The sequence below is a fragment of the Nocardioides ginsengisegetis genome, assembly GCF_014138045.1.
GTDB classification, from domain to species: domain Bacteria; phylum Actinomycetota; class Actinomycetes; order Propionibacteriales; family Nocardioidaceae; genus Nocardioides; species Nocardioides ginsengisegetis.
This window is the reverse complement of record NZ_JACGXA010000001.1, coordinates 2,615,881-2,634,194: the sequence shown is the minus strand read 5'-3', so window position 1 is coordinate 2,634,194 and position 18,314 is coordinate 2,615,881. Positions and strand designations below refer to the sequence as shown.

Sequence of the window (18,314 nt, the reverse complement as noted above, 5' to 3'; positions counted from 1 at the left end):
GACCGTGGACAGGACAGTGCTGCTCGTGGGCACCCGCAAGGGACTGTGGATCGGGACCTCCGACGAGGCCCGCGTGGACTGGGAGTTCACCGGTCCGCACTTCGACATGGAGGAGGTCTACTCCTGCATGGTCGACACCCGCGGCGACCAGCCACGGCTGCTGGCCGGTGCGTCGTCGAGCTGGCTGGGTCCCCAGGTGCGGCACTCCGACGACCTGGGCGCGACGTGGGCGGAGACCCCCAACGGGGCCATCCGCTTCCCGGAGTCGACCGGCGCGACCCTGGAGCGGGTCTGGCAGCTGGTGCCCGGGGCCGAGCCGGGGGTCGTCTACGCCGGCACCGAGCCCGGCGCCGTGTTCCGCTCCACGGACGGCGGCGAGACGTTCGCGCTCGAGCAGGCGCTCTGGGACCACCCGCACCGGCCGCAGTGGAACGCCGGCTTCGGCGGCCAGGCCTTCCACACCGTGCTCCCGCACCCCACGGACCCGCAGTCCGTGACCGCCGCGCTCTCGACCGGTGGCGTCTACCAGACCAACGACGGCGGGGCGTCGTGGGAGCCGCGCAACCAGGGCATCCGTGCGGAGTTCCTGCCCGAGGGGCAGCAGTACCCCGAGTTCGGGCAGTGCGTGCACAAGGTCACCCGGCACCCGGCCCGCCCCGAGCGGATGTACCTCCAGAACCACGGCGGCGTCTACCGCTCCGACGACCACGGGGCGTCCTGGCAGTCGATCGCCGACGGGCTTCCGGCCGACTTCGGGTTCCCGATCGTCGTGCACCCCCACGAGCCGGACACCGTCTACGTCTTCCCGATCGGCGGCGGTGACCGGCGCTACCCGCCGGACGCCAAGGCTCGGGTATGGCGCTCGCGCGACGCGGGGGAGACGTGGGAGGAGCTCGCCGCGGGCCTGCCCGACGGGTTCTTCGTGGCGGTGATGCGCGACGCCATGTGCGCCGACGGCCACGAGCGGGCCGGGCTCTACTTCGGCGCCCGCAACGGCGCCGTGTGGGGCTCCGCTGACGAGGGCGACACGTGGCGCCAGATCGTCAGCGACCTCCCCGACGTGATGTGCGTACGGGCCGCCGCGATCTGATCGCGACGGCCCCGCACGCATCCGGTCACGGCGCGGCGCCGAGCTCCTGCTCCTCGACCTCGGCCTCGGCCTCGACGGCCGCGATGTGGCGCTCCATCTCGGCCTTCGGCAGGCAGAACTTCATCGCCAGCGCGTAGATGGCGACGGAGAAGACCAGGATCAGCGGCACCGACGTCTCGAACGTGAGGACGTTCAGGTTGCCCGCGGCCGGCTCCGGGTAGTTGCCCAGGTAGGACAGCAGGACGAGCCCGCCCAGCCACGGCAGCACCCAGCTGGCGCCGGCGGCGAAGTCCAGGTCGGGCACGTCCTTGCCGAGCGCCTTGTAGATCGGCAGCAGCACGAAGCCGATCGCGACCGCGATGGCGAGCTTCCAGACGATGTCCCAGCCGGACCAGTAGACGATCAGGTTGGAGGCGAAGAAGGCCACCACCGGGATGACGTGGCCACCCGGCACCCGGAAGGGACGCTCGGCCTCGGGCAGGCGCCGGCGCAGCGCCCCGAGGACCAGCGGACCGGAGGCGAAGGACAGCACCGTCGCCGAGGTGATGAAGCCGACCAGCTGCTGCCAGCTCGGGAACGGCAGGAAGACGATCAGGCCGACCAGGAACGTCACGATGAGCGAGATCATCGGCACGCCGCGGTCCGTGGTGCGGGCCAGGCCTTGCGGGGCGTTGCCGTTCTTGGCCATCGCGTAGGAGATCCGGGACGTGGTCGTGGTGTAGATCAGGCCCGTGTCGCCGGGGGAGACGATCGCGTCGGCGTACAGCAGGATCGCCAGCCAGCCCAGGCCCAGGGTGGTCGCGACGGCCGCGAGGGGGCCGAAGTCGCCGTTGAACGTGAGGTTGGACCAGGAGCCGGACTTCTCGAGGTCGCGGGGGTCGAGGGCGCCGATGAAGGCGACCTGCAGGGCGACGTAGATCAGGCCGGTGATCAGGACCGAGCCCACGACGGCGATCGGCACGTTGCGACGCGGGTTGTCGGTCTCGCCCGCGAACTCGATGCCCTGGCGGAAGCCGAGGTAGGAGAAGACCACGCCCGACGTCGCGATCGCGGTGAAGACGCCGTGCCAGCCCTGCGGCATGAAGCCGTGGCTGCTGAAGTTCTCACCGTGCACCGCGGTCAGGAGGAAAGCGGCCACGACGAGCAGGATGATGAAGACCTTCCAGCCCACGAGCGCGTTGTTGATCCGGGCGAACCAGCGCACGCCGTAGAAGTTGACGACCACGAACAGCGCCATCAGCACCACGGCGCTGGCGTAGCCGAGGCCCGTGAGGGTGTAGACCGTCTCCCCGCTCACGGTGTGCGCGGAGGTGAAGGGGGCGTACTTCGTGGCGTACTGCAGCGCCGCCTCGACCTCGATCGGCGCGGTCGTGGCGACCGCCACCCAGGTGATCCAGCCTGCGGAGTAGCTCGCGAACGAGCCGAACGCGAGGTGGGGGAAGCGCACGACGCCTCCCGACAGCGGGAACATCGTCCCGAGCTCGGCGTAGACGAGGGCGATCATCAGGATCATCACTCCGCCGAGTGCCCACGAGATGATCGCCGCCGGTCCTGCGGCGACCGAGGCGTTCAACGCGCCGAACAACCAGCCGGAGCCGATGATCGAGCCGACGCTGGCGAAGAGCAGGCCGACGACGCCGACGTGTCTCTTCAGCTGTGTCTGCTCGGCGGGGGCTGACTCCGTGTCCACGGACATGTGCACCATCTCTCACAGGGGGATCGGACGCCGGAGACCACGAGGTCCCCGCCCTGTGTCCCTACCCGGACGATGTCCGCTCAAACGCCACGGGCGTCCGCATGATTCGCCCCGAACGCTCCCGTGGATCCCCCGTGGTGCGCGAAGATGCGCGCCATGAGCGAGTTCGAGATCTCCCGTTCGGCGACGATCGAGGCGGACCCCGGGCGGGTGCACGCGTTGGTCAACGACTTCCACGAGTGGACCGCGTGGTCGCCGTGGGAGGACGTGGATCCCGCTCTGGAGCGGACCTACTCCGGCCCCGCCAGCGGCACCGGCGCCCACTACGCCTGGTCGGGCAACCGCCGCGCCGGGCAGGGCAGCATGGAGATCACGGCGTCGGTGCCCGAGAAGATCGGGATCCGGCTGGCCTTCCTCAAGCCCTGGAAGGCCACCAACGACGTCACCTTCACGTTCGTCCCGTCCGCCGCGGGCACCGGCACCGACGTCACGTGGACGATGACCGGGGAGCACAAGGGCTTCGGTGTGGTCATCGGCAAGCTGTTCAACATGGACAAGCTGGTCGGCAAGGACTTCGAGAAGGGCCTGGCCCGGCTCAAGGTCGCCGCCGAGGGCTGAGCGCCGTCGACTCGGCGCAACTGCCGGCCCTGAGAGGTCGAGTCGACGCAACTGCCGGCGTACGCCGTGCCTTCTCGCGGGCCGGTCCCGTCAGCACCACGGGCGCCCCACGCGACTAACCTCGGCTCCATGAGCGACGAGACCGGCCAGATCGACATCAAGCCCCGTTCCCGCGACGTGACGGACGGTCTCGAGCGGGCCGCGGCCCGCGGCATGCTCCGCGCGGTCGGCATGGGCGACGACGACTGGGAGAAGCCCCAGATCGGCGTGGCGTCGAGCTGGAACGAGATCACCCCCTGCAACCTCTCGCTCGACCGGCTCGCCAAGGCCGTGAAGAACGGCGTGCACGCGGCGGGTGGCTACCCGCTGGAGTTCGGCACGATCTCGGTCTCCGACGGCATCTCGATGGGCCACGAGGGGATGCACTTCTCGCTGGTCTCCCGCGAGGTGATCGCCGACTCGGTCGAGACCGTGATGATGGCCGAGCGGCTCGACGGGTCGGTGCTGCTCGCCGGCTGCGACAAGTCGCTGCCCGGCATGATGATGGCCGCCGCGCGCCTCGACCTCGCGGCCGTGTTCCTGTACGCCGGCTCCATCATGCCCGGCCAGGTCGACGGCAACGACGTGACGATCATCGACGCCTTCGAGGCCGTCGGCGCCTGCCTGGCGGGCAAGATCACGCGCGACGAGGTCGACCGGATCGAGCGGGCCATCTGTCCGGGGGAGGGGGCCTGCGGCGGCATGTACACCGCCAACACGATGGCCGCCGTCGGCGAGGCCCTCGGCCTGTCGCTGCCCGGTTCGGCTGCGCCGCCGGCGGTCGACCGCCGCCGCGACGGCTTCGCCCACCGCTCGGGCGAAGCGGTCGTCAACCTGCTGCGCCAGGGCATCACCGCCCGCCAGATCCTGACCAAGGAGGCCTTCGAGAACGCCATCACGGTCGTGATGGCGCTCGGCGGCTCCACCAACGCAGTCCTGCACCTGCTGGCGATCGCCCGCGAGGCCGAGGTCGACCTGACCCTCGACGACTTCAACCGGATCGGCGACAAGGTGCCGCACCTCGGCGACCTCAAGCCCTTCGGCAAGTACGTCATGAACGACGTCGACAAGGTCGGCGGCATCCCCATGGTCATGAAGGCGCTGCTCGACGCCGGTCTCATGCACGGCGACTGCCTGACCGTCACCGGGAGGACGATGCGCGAGAACCTCGAGGCGCTGGCCCCGCCGGCCGTCGACGACGACGTGATCCGCGACCTCGACCGGCCGATCCACAAGACCGGCGGCCTGACCATCCTCAAGGGCACGCTGGCCCCGGAGGGCGCGGTCGTGAAGTCCGCCGGCTTCGACGAGTCGGTCTTCGAGGGCACCGCCCGCGTCTTCGACGGGGAGCGCGCCGCGATGGACGCCCTCGCCGCCGGGCAGGTCACCGCCGGCGACGTCGTCGTGATCCGCTACGAGGGCCCCAAGGGCGGCCCCGGCATGCGCGAGATGCTCGCCATCACCGGCGCCATCAAGGGCGCCGGCCTCGGCAAGGACGTGCTGCTGCTGACCGACGGCCGCTTCTCGGGAGGTACGACGGGCCTGTGCGTGGGCCACGTCGCGCCCGAGGCCTCCGACGGCGGCCCGATCGCCTTCGTCCGCGACGGCGACAAGATCACCCTCGACGTCCTCAACCGCCGCCTCGACGTGGAGATCGACGACCTCGAGGCCCGCAAGGAGGGCTGGAGCCCGAAGCCGCCGAAGTACACCCGCGGCGTCCTCGGCAAGTACGCCAAGGTCGTCCAGTCCGCCGCCCACGGCGCCGTCACGAGCTGACCGGAGGTCGCGCTGCGGTAGACATGTCCGTGTGACCAGCGCGCCCACCGACCTCGCCGCCCAGCTCGACCGCCAGGACCCGCTCGCGGGATTCCGCGAGCGGTTCGTCGGTGCCGGCGACCCGCTCGTCTACTTCGACGGCAACAGCCTCGGCCGGCCGCTCAGGGCGACGGGCCCGCGGCTCCAGCGGTTCGTCGACGAGGAGTGGGGCGGCCGGCTGATCCGCGGCTGGGACGAGGGCTGGATGGACCTGCCGCACCGGATCGGCGACGACCTCGGCCGGATCTGCCTCGGCGCCGCCGCCGGGCAGACGGTGGTCGGCGACTCCACGACGGTGCTGCTCTACAAGATGATGCGAGCCGCGGTCGCGGCCCGACCGGGCCGCACCGAGATCGTGATCGACCGCGACAACTTCCCGACCGACCGCTACGTCGCCGCCGGCATCGCCGAGGAGCTCGGCCTGACGCTGCGCTGGATCGAGGTCGACACCACCGAGGGCGTCACGGCAGAGCTGCTGGCTGAGGCCGTCGGCCCGGCCACCGCGCTGGTCGTCGTCAGCCACGTCGCCTACCGCTCGGCCTGGCTCGCCGACCTGCCCGAGCTCGTGCGGATCACCCACGACGCCGGCGCGCTGATCCTCGCCGACCTGTGCCACTCCGCCGGCTCGGTCCCGCTCGCGCTCGACGCGTGGGACGTCGACATCGCCGTCGGCTGCTCCTACAAGTACCTCAACGGCGGCCCCGGCGCGCCGGCCTTCGTGTACGTCGCGAGCCGGCTGATCGACGAGCTGACCCAGCCGATCCGGGGCTGGATCGGCAACGACGACCCGTTCCTGATGGGCCCCTCCTACACCCCTGCGCCGGGCATCCGGAGGTTCCTGTCCGGGACCCCACCGATCCTCGGCATGCTCGCGGTGCGCGACATGCTCGAGCTGCTCGAGGAGGCCAGCATCGACGCGGTGCGGGACAAGTCGGTCGCCCTCACGCAGTACGCCATCGACCTCACCGACGAGGTCCTCGCGCCGGCCGGCGCCGTGCTCGCGAGCCCGCGGGAGGCCGACCGCCGCGGCGGCCACGTGACCGTCAACCACCCCGCGATGCGCGAGGTGACCGCGCGACTGTGGGCGCAGGACGTCATCCCGGACTACCGCGATCCCGGCGGCCTCCGGCTCGGCCTCTCGCCGCTGTCCACGTCCTTCGGCGAGGTCGAGCGCGGGGTGGAAATCGTTCGCGCCACGCTGGACGCCCTGACAGCCTGAGCGCCATGGAGTTCCCGCGCCCCCTGCGCCCCGGTGACCGGATCGGCGTCACCTCGCCCTCGAGCGGCGTCTCCGACAGCCTGCGTCCCCGGCTCGACGTCTGCGTGGCCTCGTTGCGCGAGCGTGGTTTCGAGGTCGTCGTCGGCGACTGCATGGACGGGGAGCGCGTCACGTCGGCTCCGAAGGAGCAGCGCGCCGCCGAGCTGGGCGCGATGCTGCTCGACCCTGCGATCAGGGCGGTCGTCCCGCCGTGGGGCGGCGAGCTCGCGATCGACCTGCTCGACCAGCTCGACTGGGACGCCCTCGCCGCCGCGGAGCCCACCTGGACCGTCGGCTGGTCCGACACCACGTCGTGGATGCTGCCGCTCTCGCTGCGGCTGGGCTGGGCCAGCATCCACGGCTGGAACCTCATGGACACCGCGTACGCCGCTCCCGACGGCCTCCTGCACTGGGTCGATGTCGCCTCGGCCACGGCGCCGTTCACGCAGCGCAGCCCCGGCCGCTACCGCAGCGACGGGTGGGGTGACTACCGCGTCACCCCCGAGATCTCCGAGATGCAGCTCGACGCGCCTGGCTCGTGGACGGTCGTCGGCGGGGGAGACCTCGACGTGTCCGGGCGGCTGGTCGGCGGCTGCCTGGAGTGCGTCATGCCGCTCGCCGGCACGCCGTACGCCGACGTGCCCGCCCACGGCCGCGCCCACGCCGACGAGGGGCTGCTGGTCTACCTCGAGGCCGCGGAGCACGGGTCCTACGACGTGTGCCGCGCCCTCCACGCACTGCGCCTGGCCGGGTGGTTCGAGCACGCCAACGCCATCCTCGTCGGCCGCACCCCCGCGCCCGGCCACGACGACATGAGCCAGCACGACGCCGTGATCGACGCGCTCGGCATGCTCGACATCCCGATCGTGCTGGACATGGAGATCGGCCACACCCAGCCGTTCCTGCCGCTGGTCAACCACGCCCTGGGTCGGGTCGTGGTCGACGGCGACCGGCACGAGGTCACCCAGACCCTCGCCTGAGCCCCTCGCCCGGGCCCTCGGCGGTGTCCCCGGACCGTGGCAGGGTGGACGGCATGGACCAACGGATCAGCTTCGTGACCCTGGCGGTGGCCGACCTGGACCGCAGTCGCGCCTTCTACCTCGACGGCCTCGGCTGGACGGCCGCGCTCGACGTGCCCGGCGAGGTGCTGATGTTCAAGGCGGGGGAGCACCTCGTCCTCTCGCTCTGGAGCGAGGCCGGCTTCGAGGCCGAGGTCGGCCCGATCCGGCGCGGTGAGGGCGTCGCGCCGCTGACGCTCTCCCACAACGTGCGCACCGAGGCCGAGGTCGACGCCATCCTCGGGACCGCCCGGGCGGCGGGCGCCGACCCGGTGACCGAGGCCGTCGAGCGCGACTGGGGCGGCTATACCGGCTACTTCGGCGACCCCGACGGCTTCCGCTGGGAGATCGCCACCAACCCCGGTCCGATCGGGCAGGAGGTGCTCCCGTGAGCGACAAGACCCTGCGGACCCACACGGACACGGTCGGCGCCGAGGGCCTCGACGACTGGCGCTGGATGTTGCGGGCACTGCACGCCCGATTCCGCACCGGTGACTTCGTGACCGGGCTGCGGTTGGCGACCGCGATCGCCGAGGCCGCCGAGGAGATGGACCACCACCCCGACCTCGACCTGCGCTACCCCCACCTCAACGTCCGGCTCAGCAGCCACGACGTCGGCGGCGTCACCGACCGCGACCTGCGGCTGGCCCGCCGGATCAGCGAGCTGGCCGCCGGGGTCGGGGTCGCGGCCGACCCGTCGGCCGTGCAGGTGCTCGAGCTCGCGCTCGACACCGCGGACCTCGAGGGGGTCCGGCCGTTCTGGCTGGCCGTGCTCGGGATGTCGGAGACGGCCAGCCCCGACGAGCTGGTCGACAAGGGCGGCTCGTTGCCGACGCTGTGGTTCCAGGAGACCGACCCCCACGACGAGCCGCGGCAGCGCTTCCACGTCGACATCACCGTGCCGCCCGAGGTCGCGCCCGGCCGGATCGAGGCGGCGCTGGCGGCCGGGGGCACGCTGGTCAGTGCGGCCCGGGAGCCGGCCTTCACGATCCTCGCCGACGCCGAGGGCAACAAGGCGTGCGTCTGCACCAGCGCCGGCCGCGACTGACGGGGCGACGGACAAGGAGTGAGACAGGCGTCCCGCATCGTGGGACGCCTGTCACACTCGGGTGACGCACGAGGGAGCCGACGGCTACCGTGGCGGCATGCGCGAGATTCTTCTTGTATGCACGCGACGCGTGAGCTGAGTTCAGACCGAACCAGCCAGCGCGTCACCCCTCGTTGCCCACGGGCCGAGGGGCTTTTTTATGGGCACAGGCCACACGGGCACAGGTCAACCGGCAGCACAGGAGAGGGAAGCACGGCGATGAGCGAGCAGATCACGGGCGCACAGAGCCTGATCAAGTCGCTGGAGGCGGCTGGGGCCGACAACATCTTCGGCATCCCGGGTGGGGCGATCCTCCCGGCGTACGACCCCCTCATGGACAGCTCCATCCGGCACATCCTGGTCCGCCACGAGCAGGGTGCGGGCCACGCGGCACAGGGGTACGCCGCCGCCACGGGCCGGGTCGGCGTGTGCATGGCCACCTCCGGCCCGGGCGCCACCAACTTGGTGACCCCGCTGGCAGACGCCCACATGGACTCCGTGCCGATGGTCGCGATCACCGGCCAGGTCGGTGCCTCGATGATCGGGACCGACGCCTTCCAGGAGGCCGACATCCGCGGCATCACGATGCCGATCACCAAGCACAACTTCCTGGTCACCGACCCCGCCGAGATCCCGCGCACGGTCGCGGAGGCGTTCTACATCGCCAGCACCGGCCGTCCGGGCCCGGTCCTCGTCGACGTCGCCAAGTCGGCGCTGCAGTCGATGACGACCTTCCGGTGGCCCACCGAGCTGCACCTGCCCGGCTACCGCCCGGTGACCAAGCCGCACGCCAAGCAGATCCGCGAGGCGGCCAAGCTCATCCTCGAGGCCCGCCGCCCCGTCCTGTACGTCGGCGGCGGCACGATCCGCGCGGCCGCCTCCCGCGAGCTGCGTGTCCTGGCGGAGTTCACCGGCATGCCGGTCGTGACGACCCTCATGGCCCGCGGCGCGTTCCCCGACAGCCACCCGCAGCACCTCGGCATGCCCGGGATGCACGGCACCGTGGCGGCCGTGGCCGGCCTGCAGAAGTCCGACCTGATCATCAGCCTCGGCGCCCGCTTCGACGACCGGGTCACCGGCAACCTCGACTCCTTCGCGCCCGGCGCCAAGGTCATCCACGCCGACATCGACCCGGCCGAGATCGGCAAGAACCGCGTCGCCGACGTCCCGATCGTGGGGGACTGCCGTGAGGTCATCAGCGACCTGATCGTGGCGCTCAAGGCCGAGGCCGACGCCGGCCACGCCGGCGACTACGAGGCGTGGGTGCAGTTCCTCGCCGGGGTGAAGCAGACCTATCCGCTGGGCTACGACAAGCCGGCCGAGGGCCTCGCCCCGCAGTACGTCATCGAGCGGCTCGGCAAGATCGCGGGACCCGACACCATCTTCACGTCGGGTGTCGGGCAGCACCAGATGTGGGCGGCCCACTTCATCGGCTACGAGAAGCCCAACACCTGGCTCAACTCGGGCGGTCTCGGGACCATGGGCTACTCCGTGCCGGCCGCGATGGGCGCCAAGGTCGGGATGCCCGACTCCACCGTCTGGGCGATCGACGGCGACGGCTGCTTCCAGATGACCAACCAGGAGCTGGCCACCTGCGCGATCAACGACATCCCGATCAAGGTCGCGATCATCAACAACGAGTCGCTCGGCATGGTGCGGCAGTGGCAGACGCTGTTCTACAACGAGCGCTACTCCAACACCGACCTGCACTCCAAGCGGATCCCCGACTTCGTCAAGCTCGCCGAGGCCTACGGCTGTGTCGGCCTCGCCTGTGAGAGCCCCGACGACGTGGACGCCGCGATCAACAAGGCCATGGAGATCAACGACGTCCCCGTGGTCGTGGACTTCCGGGTCCACCGCGACGCGATGGTGTGGCCGATGGTCGCGGCCGGCACCAGCAACGACGACATCAAGTACGCCCGCGACCTCGCCCCGCAGTTCGAGGAGGACGAGCTCTGATGAGCAAGCACACCCTGTCCGTGCTGGTCGAGAACAAGCCGGGCGTCCTGGCCCGCATCGCCGGCCTGTTCAGCCGTCGCGGCTTCAACATCGACTCGCTCGCGGTCGGTCCGACCGAGCACCCCGAGGTCTCGCGGATGACCATCGTGGTCAACGTCGAGGAGTCGCCGCTCGAGCAGGTCACCAAGCAGCTGAACAAGCTCGTCGAGGTCATCAAGATCGTCGAGCTCGACGGCCCCGCCTCGGTCAACCGCGAGCTGCTGCTGGTCAAGGTCAAGGCCGACCCCGAGTCGCGCGGCCAGGTCCTCGACGCGGTCTCGCTGTTCCGCGCGCGCGTCGTCGACGTCGCCACCGACGCCGTGACGATCGAGGTCACCGGCAACGCCGACAAGCTCGCGTCCTTCCTCAAGGTCGTGGAGCCCTTCGGGATCCGTGAGCTCGTGCAGTCCGGCATGGTCGCGATCGGCCGCGGCTCCCGCTCCATCAGCGAGCGCACGCTCCGTCCCGTCCCGATCCCTGCCCCGCCCGCGGCCACCGCAGCCCGGTGACCCACCACCCGACGTACCCAGAGAAGTCCAACCAGAAGGAGAGCCCCCGTGGCTGAGATGTTCTACGACGACGACGCCGACCTGTCCCTGATCCAGGGCAAGAACGTCGCCGTGATCGGCTACGGCAGCCAGGGCCACGCCCACGCGCTGTCGCTGCGCGACTCCGGTGTCGACGTCCGCATCGGCCTGCAGCCGGGCTCGAAGAGCCGGGCCAAGGCCGAGGCCGAGGGCCTGCGCGTCCTCACCCCCGCCGAGGCGGTCCAGGAGGCCGACGTCGTCGTGATCCTGGCCCCCGACCAGCACCAGCGGAAGCTGTACGCCGAGGAGGTCGAGCCGCACCTCGCCGAGGGCGACACCCTCGTGTTCGGCCACGGCTTCAACATCCGCTTCGGCTACATCACCCCGCCCGAGGGCGTCGACGTCTTCATGGTCGCCCCCAAGGGCCCGGGCCACCTCGTGCGTCGCGAGTACGTCGACGGCCGCGGCGTGCCCGTGCTCGTCGCCGTCGAGAAGGACGCCTCGGGCAACGCCTGGCCGCTCGCGCTCTCCTACGCAAAGGCGATCGGTGGCCTGCGTGCCGGCGGCATCAAGACCACCTTCACCGAGGAGACCGAGACCGACCTGTTCGGCGAGCAGGCTGTCCTCTGCGGTGGCGCCAGCCAGCTGGTGCAGTACGGCTTCGAGGTCCTCACCGAGGCCGGCTACCAGCCCGAGGTCGCCTACTTCGAGTGCCTTCACGAGCTCAAGCTCATCGTCGACCTGATGTACGAGGGCGGCATCGCCAAGCAGCGCTGGTCGGTCTCCGACACGGCCGAGTTCGGCGACTACGTCTCGGGTCCGCGGGTCATCGACGAGCGCGTGAAGCAGAACATGGTCGGCGTCCTCGAGGACATCAAGAACGGCTCGTTCGCCGAGCGCTTCATCACCGACATGGACAACGGCTCGCCGGAGTTCACGAAGTTCCGCGAGCAGGGCGAGAACCACCCGATCGAGAAGACCGGCCGCGAGCTGCGCAAGCTGATGGCCTGGGTGAAGTCGCACGACTCCGACTACACCGAGGGCACCGCCACCCGCTGATCCACCCGTACGTCGCGCACCGACCCGTCCCGCTCACCGGGGCGGGTCGGTCGCATTTCGGAACACATCCGAACTCGCAGGAGTGATCCACCGACGAGTGGGTAGAGGTGGAGGTTGGGGGCCTTGCAGGCCCCCTTCGTCCATCTTCGATCCCCTGTAACTCGGAGGACGCATGACAACGACCCAGGCGCCGTCACCAGGCACAAAGAAGCGCAACACCAAGCTGGTCCGTGAGGTCGGCATCATCGGCCTGACCTGGGCCTCGATGGGCTCGATCATCGGCTCAGGCTGGCTGTTCGGCCCCCAGGAGGCCCTGATCGCCGCCGGACCGGCCGCGATCATCTCGTGGGTCATCGGTGGCGTCGCCATCGTGGTCCTCGCGCTCGTGCACGCGGAGCTGGGCGGCATGTACCCCGTGTCCGGCGGCACGGCCCGCTTCCCGCACTACGCCTTCGGCGGTGTCGCGGGTGCCTCGTTCGGCTGGTTCGCGTGGCTCAACGCCGCGACCGTGGCCCCGATCGAGGTGTCCGCGATGCTGACGTACGCCGGTCACTACGACTTCGCGAACGGCTGGATCAACCCCGACAACGGTGTCCTGAGCTTCACCGGCATCGTCGTGGCGATCATCCTGATGGCGATCCTGACGGCCATCAACTTCCTCGGCGTCAAGAAGCTCGCGGCCACCAACAGCGCCGCGACGTGGTGGAAGATCGCGATCCCGATGCTCACCATCCTGGTGCTGGCGATCGCCAACTTCGACACCAGCAACCTGACGGCTGCCAACGGCTTCAACCCGGCCGGCCTCAAGGGCATCTTCGCCGCGGTCTCCACCGGCGGCATCATCTTCAGCTACCTCGGCTTCGAGCAGGCCGACCAGCTCGCAGGCGAGTCGGCCAACCCCAAGCGCGACGTCCCGTTCGCGATCATCGGCTCGGTCGTCTTCGGCACGATCCTCTACATCCTGCTGCAGCTGGTCTTCCTCTTCGCGCTCCCCAAGAGCGCGATCGGCGACACCTGGGACCAGGTCGGCAACGGCCTCTACACGACCTTCACCGGTCCGTTCGCCGAGATCGCGAGCCTGCTCAGCATCGGCTGGCTGGCCGCGATCATCTACGCCGACGCGATCATCAGCCCCGGAGGCACCGGCCTGATCTACACGACCGGCAGCTCGCGCCTGGCCTACGGCCTCTCGCGCAACGGCTACGTCCCCTCGGCCTTCGAGTGGACCAACAAGCGCAACGTGCCGTGGGTGGGCCTGCTGGCTGCGTTCATCACCGGCTGCATCTGCTTCCTGCCGTTCCCGAGCTGGCAGTCGCTCGTCGGCCTGATCACCAGCGCGTCCGTCCTGATGTACGGCGGTGCGCCGCTGTCGCTGGGTGCCTTCCGGCGCCGCCTGCCCAACGCGGAGCGCCCCTACCGGCTGCCCGCCGCGGGGTTCCTGTCGCCGGTGGCGTTCATCATCGCCAACCTGATCATCCTGTGGACCGGCTGGGACACGATCTGGAAGCTCGGCATCACGATCCTGATCGGCTACGCCATCCTGGTCGCCAACCGCGTCTTCAAGCTCAACGAGCACAAGCCGACCCTGGACTGGAAGGCCGCGTCTTGGCTGATCCCCTACCTCATCGGCATGGGCGTCATCGTCTACATCAGTGACTTCGGTCCGAAGGGCGACGACGCGCTGATCCCGTTCGGCTGGGACGCCCTGGTCGTCGCGGCCTGGAGCCTGGTCGTCTACTACTGGGCGATGGCCGTCGCCCTGAGCACCGAGCAGATCGAGGAGATGATCGGCGAGGTCGAGGAGCCCGAGGAGGGCATGGCGCCGGCCGCCCACTGACCCGTCGCTCCTTCACCACCCAACGCGTCGACCCGTCGTCAATTGACGACGGGTCGACGCGTTCCTGCGTCAACGAGCGACGGGTCGGGAATGTCCGGAGCGGTTGAACGTTGTACCAGTCATGCGTATCGAGATCTGGTCCGACGTCGTCTGTCCCTGGTGCTACGTCGGCAAGCGCCGGCTGGAGACCGCTCTGGCAGGCTTCGAGCACCGTGACGACGTCGAGATCGTCTACCGCTCCTTCGAGCTCGACCCTTCGGCGCCGCAGCACGGGCACGAGCTGACCACCCCCGTGCTCGCGCGCAAGTACGGCCGCAGCGAGGACGAGATGCGGCAGATGCAGCTCCAGCTGACCGAGGTGGCGGCCGAGGAGGGGCTGGCGTTCCGGCTCCTCGAGAACGTCCACACCAACACCGTCGACGCCCACCGGCTCCTGCACCTGGCCCTTGACGAGGGCGGCCCCGCGCTCCAGCGCGACCTCAAGGAGGCCCTGCTGGCGGCGTACTTCGTGCGCGCCGAGGACGTCGGCGACCACGACGTGCTGCACGCCGCGGCCACCGAGGTGGGCCTCGACGACGTGCGGGTCAAGGAGGTGCTGACCGGCGACGCGTACGCCGCCGCCGTGCAGGCCGACATCGCCCAGGCGCGGGCGTACGGCGCCACCGGCGTCCCGTTCTACGTCGTCGACCAGAAGTTCGGGATCAGCGGCGCCCAGCCGGCCGAGGTCTTCGCCCAGGTCCTCGAGCGGGCGTGGGCGGAGGCCCGGCCCACCCTGGAGATGGCGCCCGGGGGAGAGGCCTGCGGCCCCGACGGCTGCGCGGTGTGACGCACGCCCCGGCGGACCCCCTGCCGGGAACCTGCCAGTCTTGTGTAAGGTAAGGCGCACCTAAGTAAGTGTTGCCTCACCTAAGGGACAGTCATGCTGGCGAACTACCTGATCGGGCTCCGCGAGGGACTCGAGGCCGCGCTGGTCGTGAGCATCCTCGTGGCCTACCTGGTCAAGTCCGAGCGACGGCACCTGCTGACCCGCATCTGGGTCGGCGTCGCCCTGGCCGTCGGGGTCAGCCTCGCCTTCGGCGCCCTGCTGACCTACGGCCCCAGCGGCCTGACGTTCGAGGCCCAGGAGGCCATCGGCGGGACGCTCTCGATCATCGCGGTCTGCTTCGTGACCTGGATGATCTTCTGGATGGCCCGGGCCGCCCGCGCGATGAGCGGCGAGCTCCGCGGCCAGATCGACAAGGCCGCCGAGGGCAGCCGCTGGTCGCTGGTCCTGGTCGCCGTCCTGGCCGTCGGCCGGGAGGGCCTGGAGACGGCGCTCTTCCTCTGGGCCGCCACCAAGGCCGGCACCCGCGAGGCGGCCGGCTCGGCCACCCCCACCTGGGAGCCGCTGCTCGGCGCCGCCCTCGGCCTGGCGACCGCGGTCGTCATCGGCTACCTGCTCTACCGCGGCGCCATCTCGATCAACCTGTCGCGCTTCTTCACCTGGACCGGCTACTTCCTGATCCTCGTCGCCGCCGGCGTGCTGTCCTACGGCGTGCACGACCTTCAGGAGGCCGGCATCCTGCCCGGCCTGGACACCATCGCCTTCGACGTCTCGGACACCATCGACCCGAGCACGTGGTACGCCGTGCTCCTCAAGGGCGTCTTCAACTTCTCGCCCGTCACGACCGTCCTCGAGGCCGTCGTCTGGGTCCTCTACGTCGTGCCGACCCTGCTGCTCTTCATCGCCGGCGTACGCCGCCGCGCCGTCTCCACCCCGCCCGCCACGCCGGCCCCCTCGCCGGCCGCCCGCTGACCCCGAAGGATCCCCCTCCGATGCGCATCCCCCTGCTGCTCGCTGCCCTCGTCGCGACCCCGGCCCTGGCCGCCTGCACCCAGAACGCCACGGTCAAGACCGGCGACGACCGCACGATCCTGGTCACCTCGACCGACGACGCCTGCGACGTCTCGCCGCTCGACGCACCGTCCGGCACGCTGACCTTCGAGGTCACCAACGACGGCTCGGAGGTCACCGAGTTCTACCTCTACGCCGAGGACGGCCAGCGGATCCTCGGCGAGGTCGAGAACGTCGGCCCCAAGCTGTCCCGCGAGCTGACGGTCAGCGTCGCCCCCGGCACCTACGTCACTGCCTGCAAGCCGGGGATGAAGGGCACGGGCATCCGCGCCGACTTCACCGTCTCCGACAGCGGCGCCAAGGTCGCGGCCCAGAGCGACGACGAGCAGATCGCGCACGCGACCGAGGAGTACCAGGAGTGGGTCCAGGACGAGTCCGGCCAGCTCCTGGCGCAGACCAAGGCGTTCGTCGCGGCGTACACGTCCGGCGACGACCGCAAGGCCAAGGCGCTCTACCCCGTGGCGCGCACGCACTGGGAGCGGATCGAGACGGTCGCCGAGTCCTTCGGTGACCTCGACCCGAAGATGGACGCCCGGGAGGCCGACCTCGAGCCCGGCCAGAAGTGGACCGGCTGGCACCGCCTCGAGAAGGACCTGTGGCCGGCGCGGGCCGGCAAGTACGCCGCCCTGACGATGAAGGAGCGGGCGACGTACGCCGACGACCTGCTCGCCGACACCGTCACCCTCGACGGGCGGATCAAGGACCTCGAGTTCACCGTCGACCAGATCGCCAACGGCTCGCGGGCCCTCATGGAGGAGGTCGCGACGGGCAAGGTCACCGGTGAGGAGGAGTACTGGTCGCGGACCGACCTCTGGGACTTCCAGGCCAACGTCGAGGGCGCGAGGAAGGCGTTCGAGCTGCTCGAGCCCGTGCTCGGCCAGAAGGACCCCGAGCTCGAGGAGACACTCGACGAGCGCTTCGACGACCTGCAGGAGCTGCTCGACGAGCAGAAGGTCGGCGACGGGTTCAAGACCTACGACCAGCTGACGCCGCAGGAGGTCAAGAAGCTCGCGGACGCCGTCAACGCCGTCTCCGAACCGCTGTCCCAGCTCACCGCGGCGGTGCTCTCCTGAGCGCCGACGGGGCCGGGCGGGTCTCCCGGCGCGGGCTGATCGGTGGCGGCGTCGCCGTCGCCGGGGTCGCCGGCGCCTACGTGGCCGGGCGCGAGAGCGAGTCCGCCCACGCCGCCTCGGGCGAGGCGCTGACCTATCCCTTCCGCGGCGAGCACCAGGCCGGCATCGTGACGCCCGCCCAGGACCGCCTGCACTTCGCGGCGTTCGACGTGACCACGAGGTCCCGGGCCCAGCTCATCGCGCTGCTGAAGGCCTGGACCGAGGCGGCCGACCGGATGACCCGTGGCCGGCCGGCCGGCGAGATCGGTCCGGTCGAGGGGGCCGCCAACCTCCCGCCGGACGACACCGGCGAGGCGATCGGCCTGTCGCCGAGCGGCCTGACGATCACCTTCGGCTTCGGCCCGACACTCTTCCGCGACGCCGGCGGCAAGGACCGCTTCGGCCTCGCCGACCGGCAGCCGGCCGCCCTGGAGCCGCTCCCGCACTTCCCGGGCGACAACCTCGACGAGATGCGCTCCCACGGCGACCTCTGCGTCCAGGCCTGCGCCAACGACCCGCAGGTCGCGGTCCACGCGATCCGCAACCTCGCCCGGATCGGTTTCGGCACGGTCGCGGTCCGCTGGTCGCAGCTCGGCTTCGGGCGTACGTCGACCACCTCGACGTCCCAGTCCACGCCCCGCAACCTCTTCGGCTTCAAGGACGGCACGGCCAACGTCAAGGCCGAGGAGACCGACGAACTCGCCGAGCACGTCTGGGTCGCGTCCTCCGACGACGCGAGGGCCGGGTGGATGGCGGGCGGCTCCTACCTCGTCGCGCGCCGGGTCAACATGACCATCGAGGTCTGGGACCGGCAGCCGCTCGGTGACCAGGAGTCGTTCGTCGGTCGCACCAAGGACACCGGCGCGCCGCTGTCCGGCGGCGGCGAGCTCTCCGAGCCCGACTTCTCGATGCCCGGCCACGACGGCCCGGTCATCCCGAAGGACTCCCACGTCAGCGTGGTCCACCCCGACCACAACGACGGGGTGCGGATCCTGCGTCGCGGCTACAACTTCGTCGACGGCACCGACCAGCTCGGCGGTCTCAACGCGGGGCTGTTCTTCCTCGCCTACCTGCGCGACCCGCGCACGCACTTCATCCCGATGCAGCTGCGGATGGCGAAGATGGACGCGCTGATGGAGTACCTCAAGTTCACCGGGTCGGCGCTGTTCGCCGTGCCGCCCGGCGCCGGCGACGGCGAGTACGTCGGCCAGGCGCTGTTCGCCTGA

At 70.6% G+C, this 18,314-nt stretch carries 16 protein-coding genes; 15 read left to right on the top strand and 1 reads right to left on the bottom strand.

Annotation, left to right across the window (positions count from 1 at the left end):
- Nucleotides 1-4 precede the first annotated feature (4 nt).
- Nucleotides 5-1,090 carry a beta propeller repeat protein gene (locus FB382_RS12630; RefSeq protein WP_182539623.1) on the top strand — a complete coding sequence of 362 codons (1,086 nt, stop codon included), beginning with the start codon at nt 5-7 and terminating at the stop codon, nt 1,088-1,090.
- 25 nt (nt 1,091-1,115) lie between these two features.
- Here the strand turns inward: FB382_RS12630 and FB382_RS12625 are convergent, their stop codons facing one another.
- A complete protein-coding gene (locus tag FB382_RS12625) occupies nt 1,116-2,786 on the bottom strand; it encodes an APC family permease (protein WP_220481337.1) in 1,671 nt (556 codons plus the stop codon).
- Between the two features lie 156 nt (nt 2,787-2,942).
- Here FB382_RS12625 and FB382_RS12620 point away from each other — a divergent pair, with 156 nt between their 5' ends.
- The 14 genes from FB382_RS12620 to efeB all read left to right on the top strand — a co-directional run bounded on the left by FB382_RS12620 (nt 2,943) and on the right by efeB (nt 18,314).
- The gene (locus FB382_RS12620) at nt 2,943-3,404 is read left to right on the top strand and encodes an SRPBCC family protein (RefSeq protein ID WP_182539619.1); all 462 of its coding nucleotides are present in this window, start codon (nt 2,943-2,945) and stop codon (nt 3,402-3,404) included.
- A gap of 129 nt (nt 3,405-3,533) precedes the next feature.
- On the top strand, nt 3,534-5,219 hold the full coding sequence (gene ilvD, locus FB382_RS12615; protein WP_182539617.1) for a dihydroxy-acid dehydratase: 1,686 nt from the start codon (nt 3,534-3,536) through the stop codon (nt 5,217-5,219).
- A 31-nt stretch (nt 5,220-5,250) separates the two neighbouring features.
- Nucleotides 5,251-6,477 (top strand): aminotransferase class V-fold PLP-dependent enzyme, encoded by a 1,227-nt coding sequence (locus tag FB382_RS12610; RefSeq protein ID WP_182539615.1) that lies wholly within the window; start codon nt 5,251-5,253, stop codon nt 6,475-6,477.
- Nucleotides 6,478-6,482: 5 nt separating this feature from the next.
- Nucleotides 6,483-7,496: a S66 family peptidase gene (locus FB382_RS12605; protein WP_182539613.1), complete on the top strand. Its 1,014-nt coding sequence runs from the start codon at nt 6,483-6,485 to the stop codon at nt 7,494-7,496.
- 53 nt (nt 7,497-7,549) lie between these two features.
- Nucleotides 7,550-7,966 (top strand): VOC family protein, encoded by a 417-nt coding sequence (locus FB382_RS12600; RefSeq protein WP_182539610.1) that lies wholly within the window; start codon nt 7,550-7,552, stop codon nt 7,964-7,966.
- A complete protein-coding gene (locus FB382_RS12595) occupies nt 7,963-8,622 on the top strand; it encodes a 4a-hydroxytetrahydrobiopterin dehydratase (protein WP_343055590.1) in 660 nt (219 codons plus the stop codon). The genes FB382_RS12600 and FB382_RS12595 overlap by 4 nt, the downstream gene beginning before the upstream one ends.
- A 258-nt stretch (nt 8,623-8,880) precedes the next feature.
- The gene (locus FB382_RS12590) at nt 8,881-10,620 is read left to right on the top strand and encodes an acetolactate synthase large subunit (RefSeq protein ID WP_246377173.1); all 1,740 of its coding nucleotides are present in this window, start codon (nt 8,881-8,883) and stop codon (nt 10,618-10,620) included.
- Nucleotides 10,620-11,168: an acetolactate synthase small subunit gene (gene ilvN, locus FB382_RS12585; RefSeq protein WP_182539606.1), complete on the top strand. Its 549-nt coding sequence runs from the start codon at nt 10,620-10,622 to the stop codon at nt 11,166-11,168. The genes FB382_RS12590 and ilvN overlap by 1 nt, the downstream gene beginning before the upstream one ends.
- Nucleotides 11,169-11,216: 48 nt before the next feature.
- Nucleotides 11,217-12,245, top strand: coding sequence for a ketol-acid reductoisomerase (gene ilvC, locus FB382_RS12580; RefSeq protein WP_307718985.1), 1,029 nt, complete (start codon nt 11,217-11,219; stop codon nt 12,243-12,245).
- 172 nt (nt 12,246-12,417) lie between these two features.
- Nucleotides 12,418-14,082 (top strand): APC family permease, encoded by a 1,665-nt coding sequence (locus FB382_RS12575; protein WP_182539604.1) that lies wholly within the window; start codon nt 12,418-12,420, stop codon nt 14,080-14,082.
- Nucleotides 14,083-14,203: 121 nt separating this feature from the next.
- Complete coding sequence (locus tag FB382_RS12570) at nt 14,204-14,908, top strand: DsbA family oxidoreductase (protein WP_182539602.1); 705 nt, start codon at nt 14,204-14,206, stop codon at nt 14,906-14,908.
- Between the two features lie 93 nt (nt 14,909-15,001).
- Nucleotides 15,002-15,877 (top strand): iron uptake transporter permease EfeU, encoded by an 876-nt coding sequence (gene efeU / locus FB382_RS12565; protein WP_182539599.1) that lies wholly within the window; start codon nt 15,002-15,004, stop codon nt 15,875-15,877.
- 20 nt (nt 15,878-15,897) lie between these two features.
- A complete protein-coding gene (efeO, locus tag FB382_RS12560) occupies nt 15,898-17,049 on the top strand; it encodes an iron uptake system protein EfeO (RefSeq protein ID WP_182539597.1) in 1,152 nt (383 codons plus the stop codon).
- Entirely contained in the window at nt 17,046-18,314 is a 1,269-nt protein-coding gene (efeB, locus tag FB382_RS12555; RefSeq protein ID WP_182541500.1) for an iron uptake transporter deferrochelatase/peroxidase subunit, read from the top strand. Before efeO ends, efeB begins: the two co-directional genes overlap by 4 nt.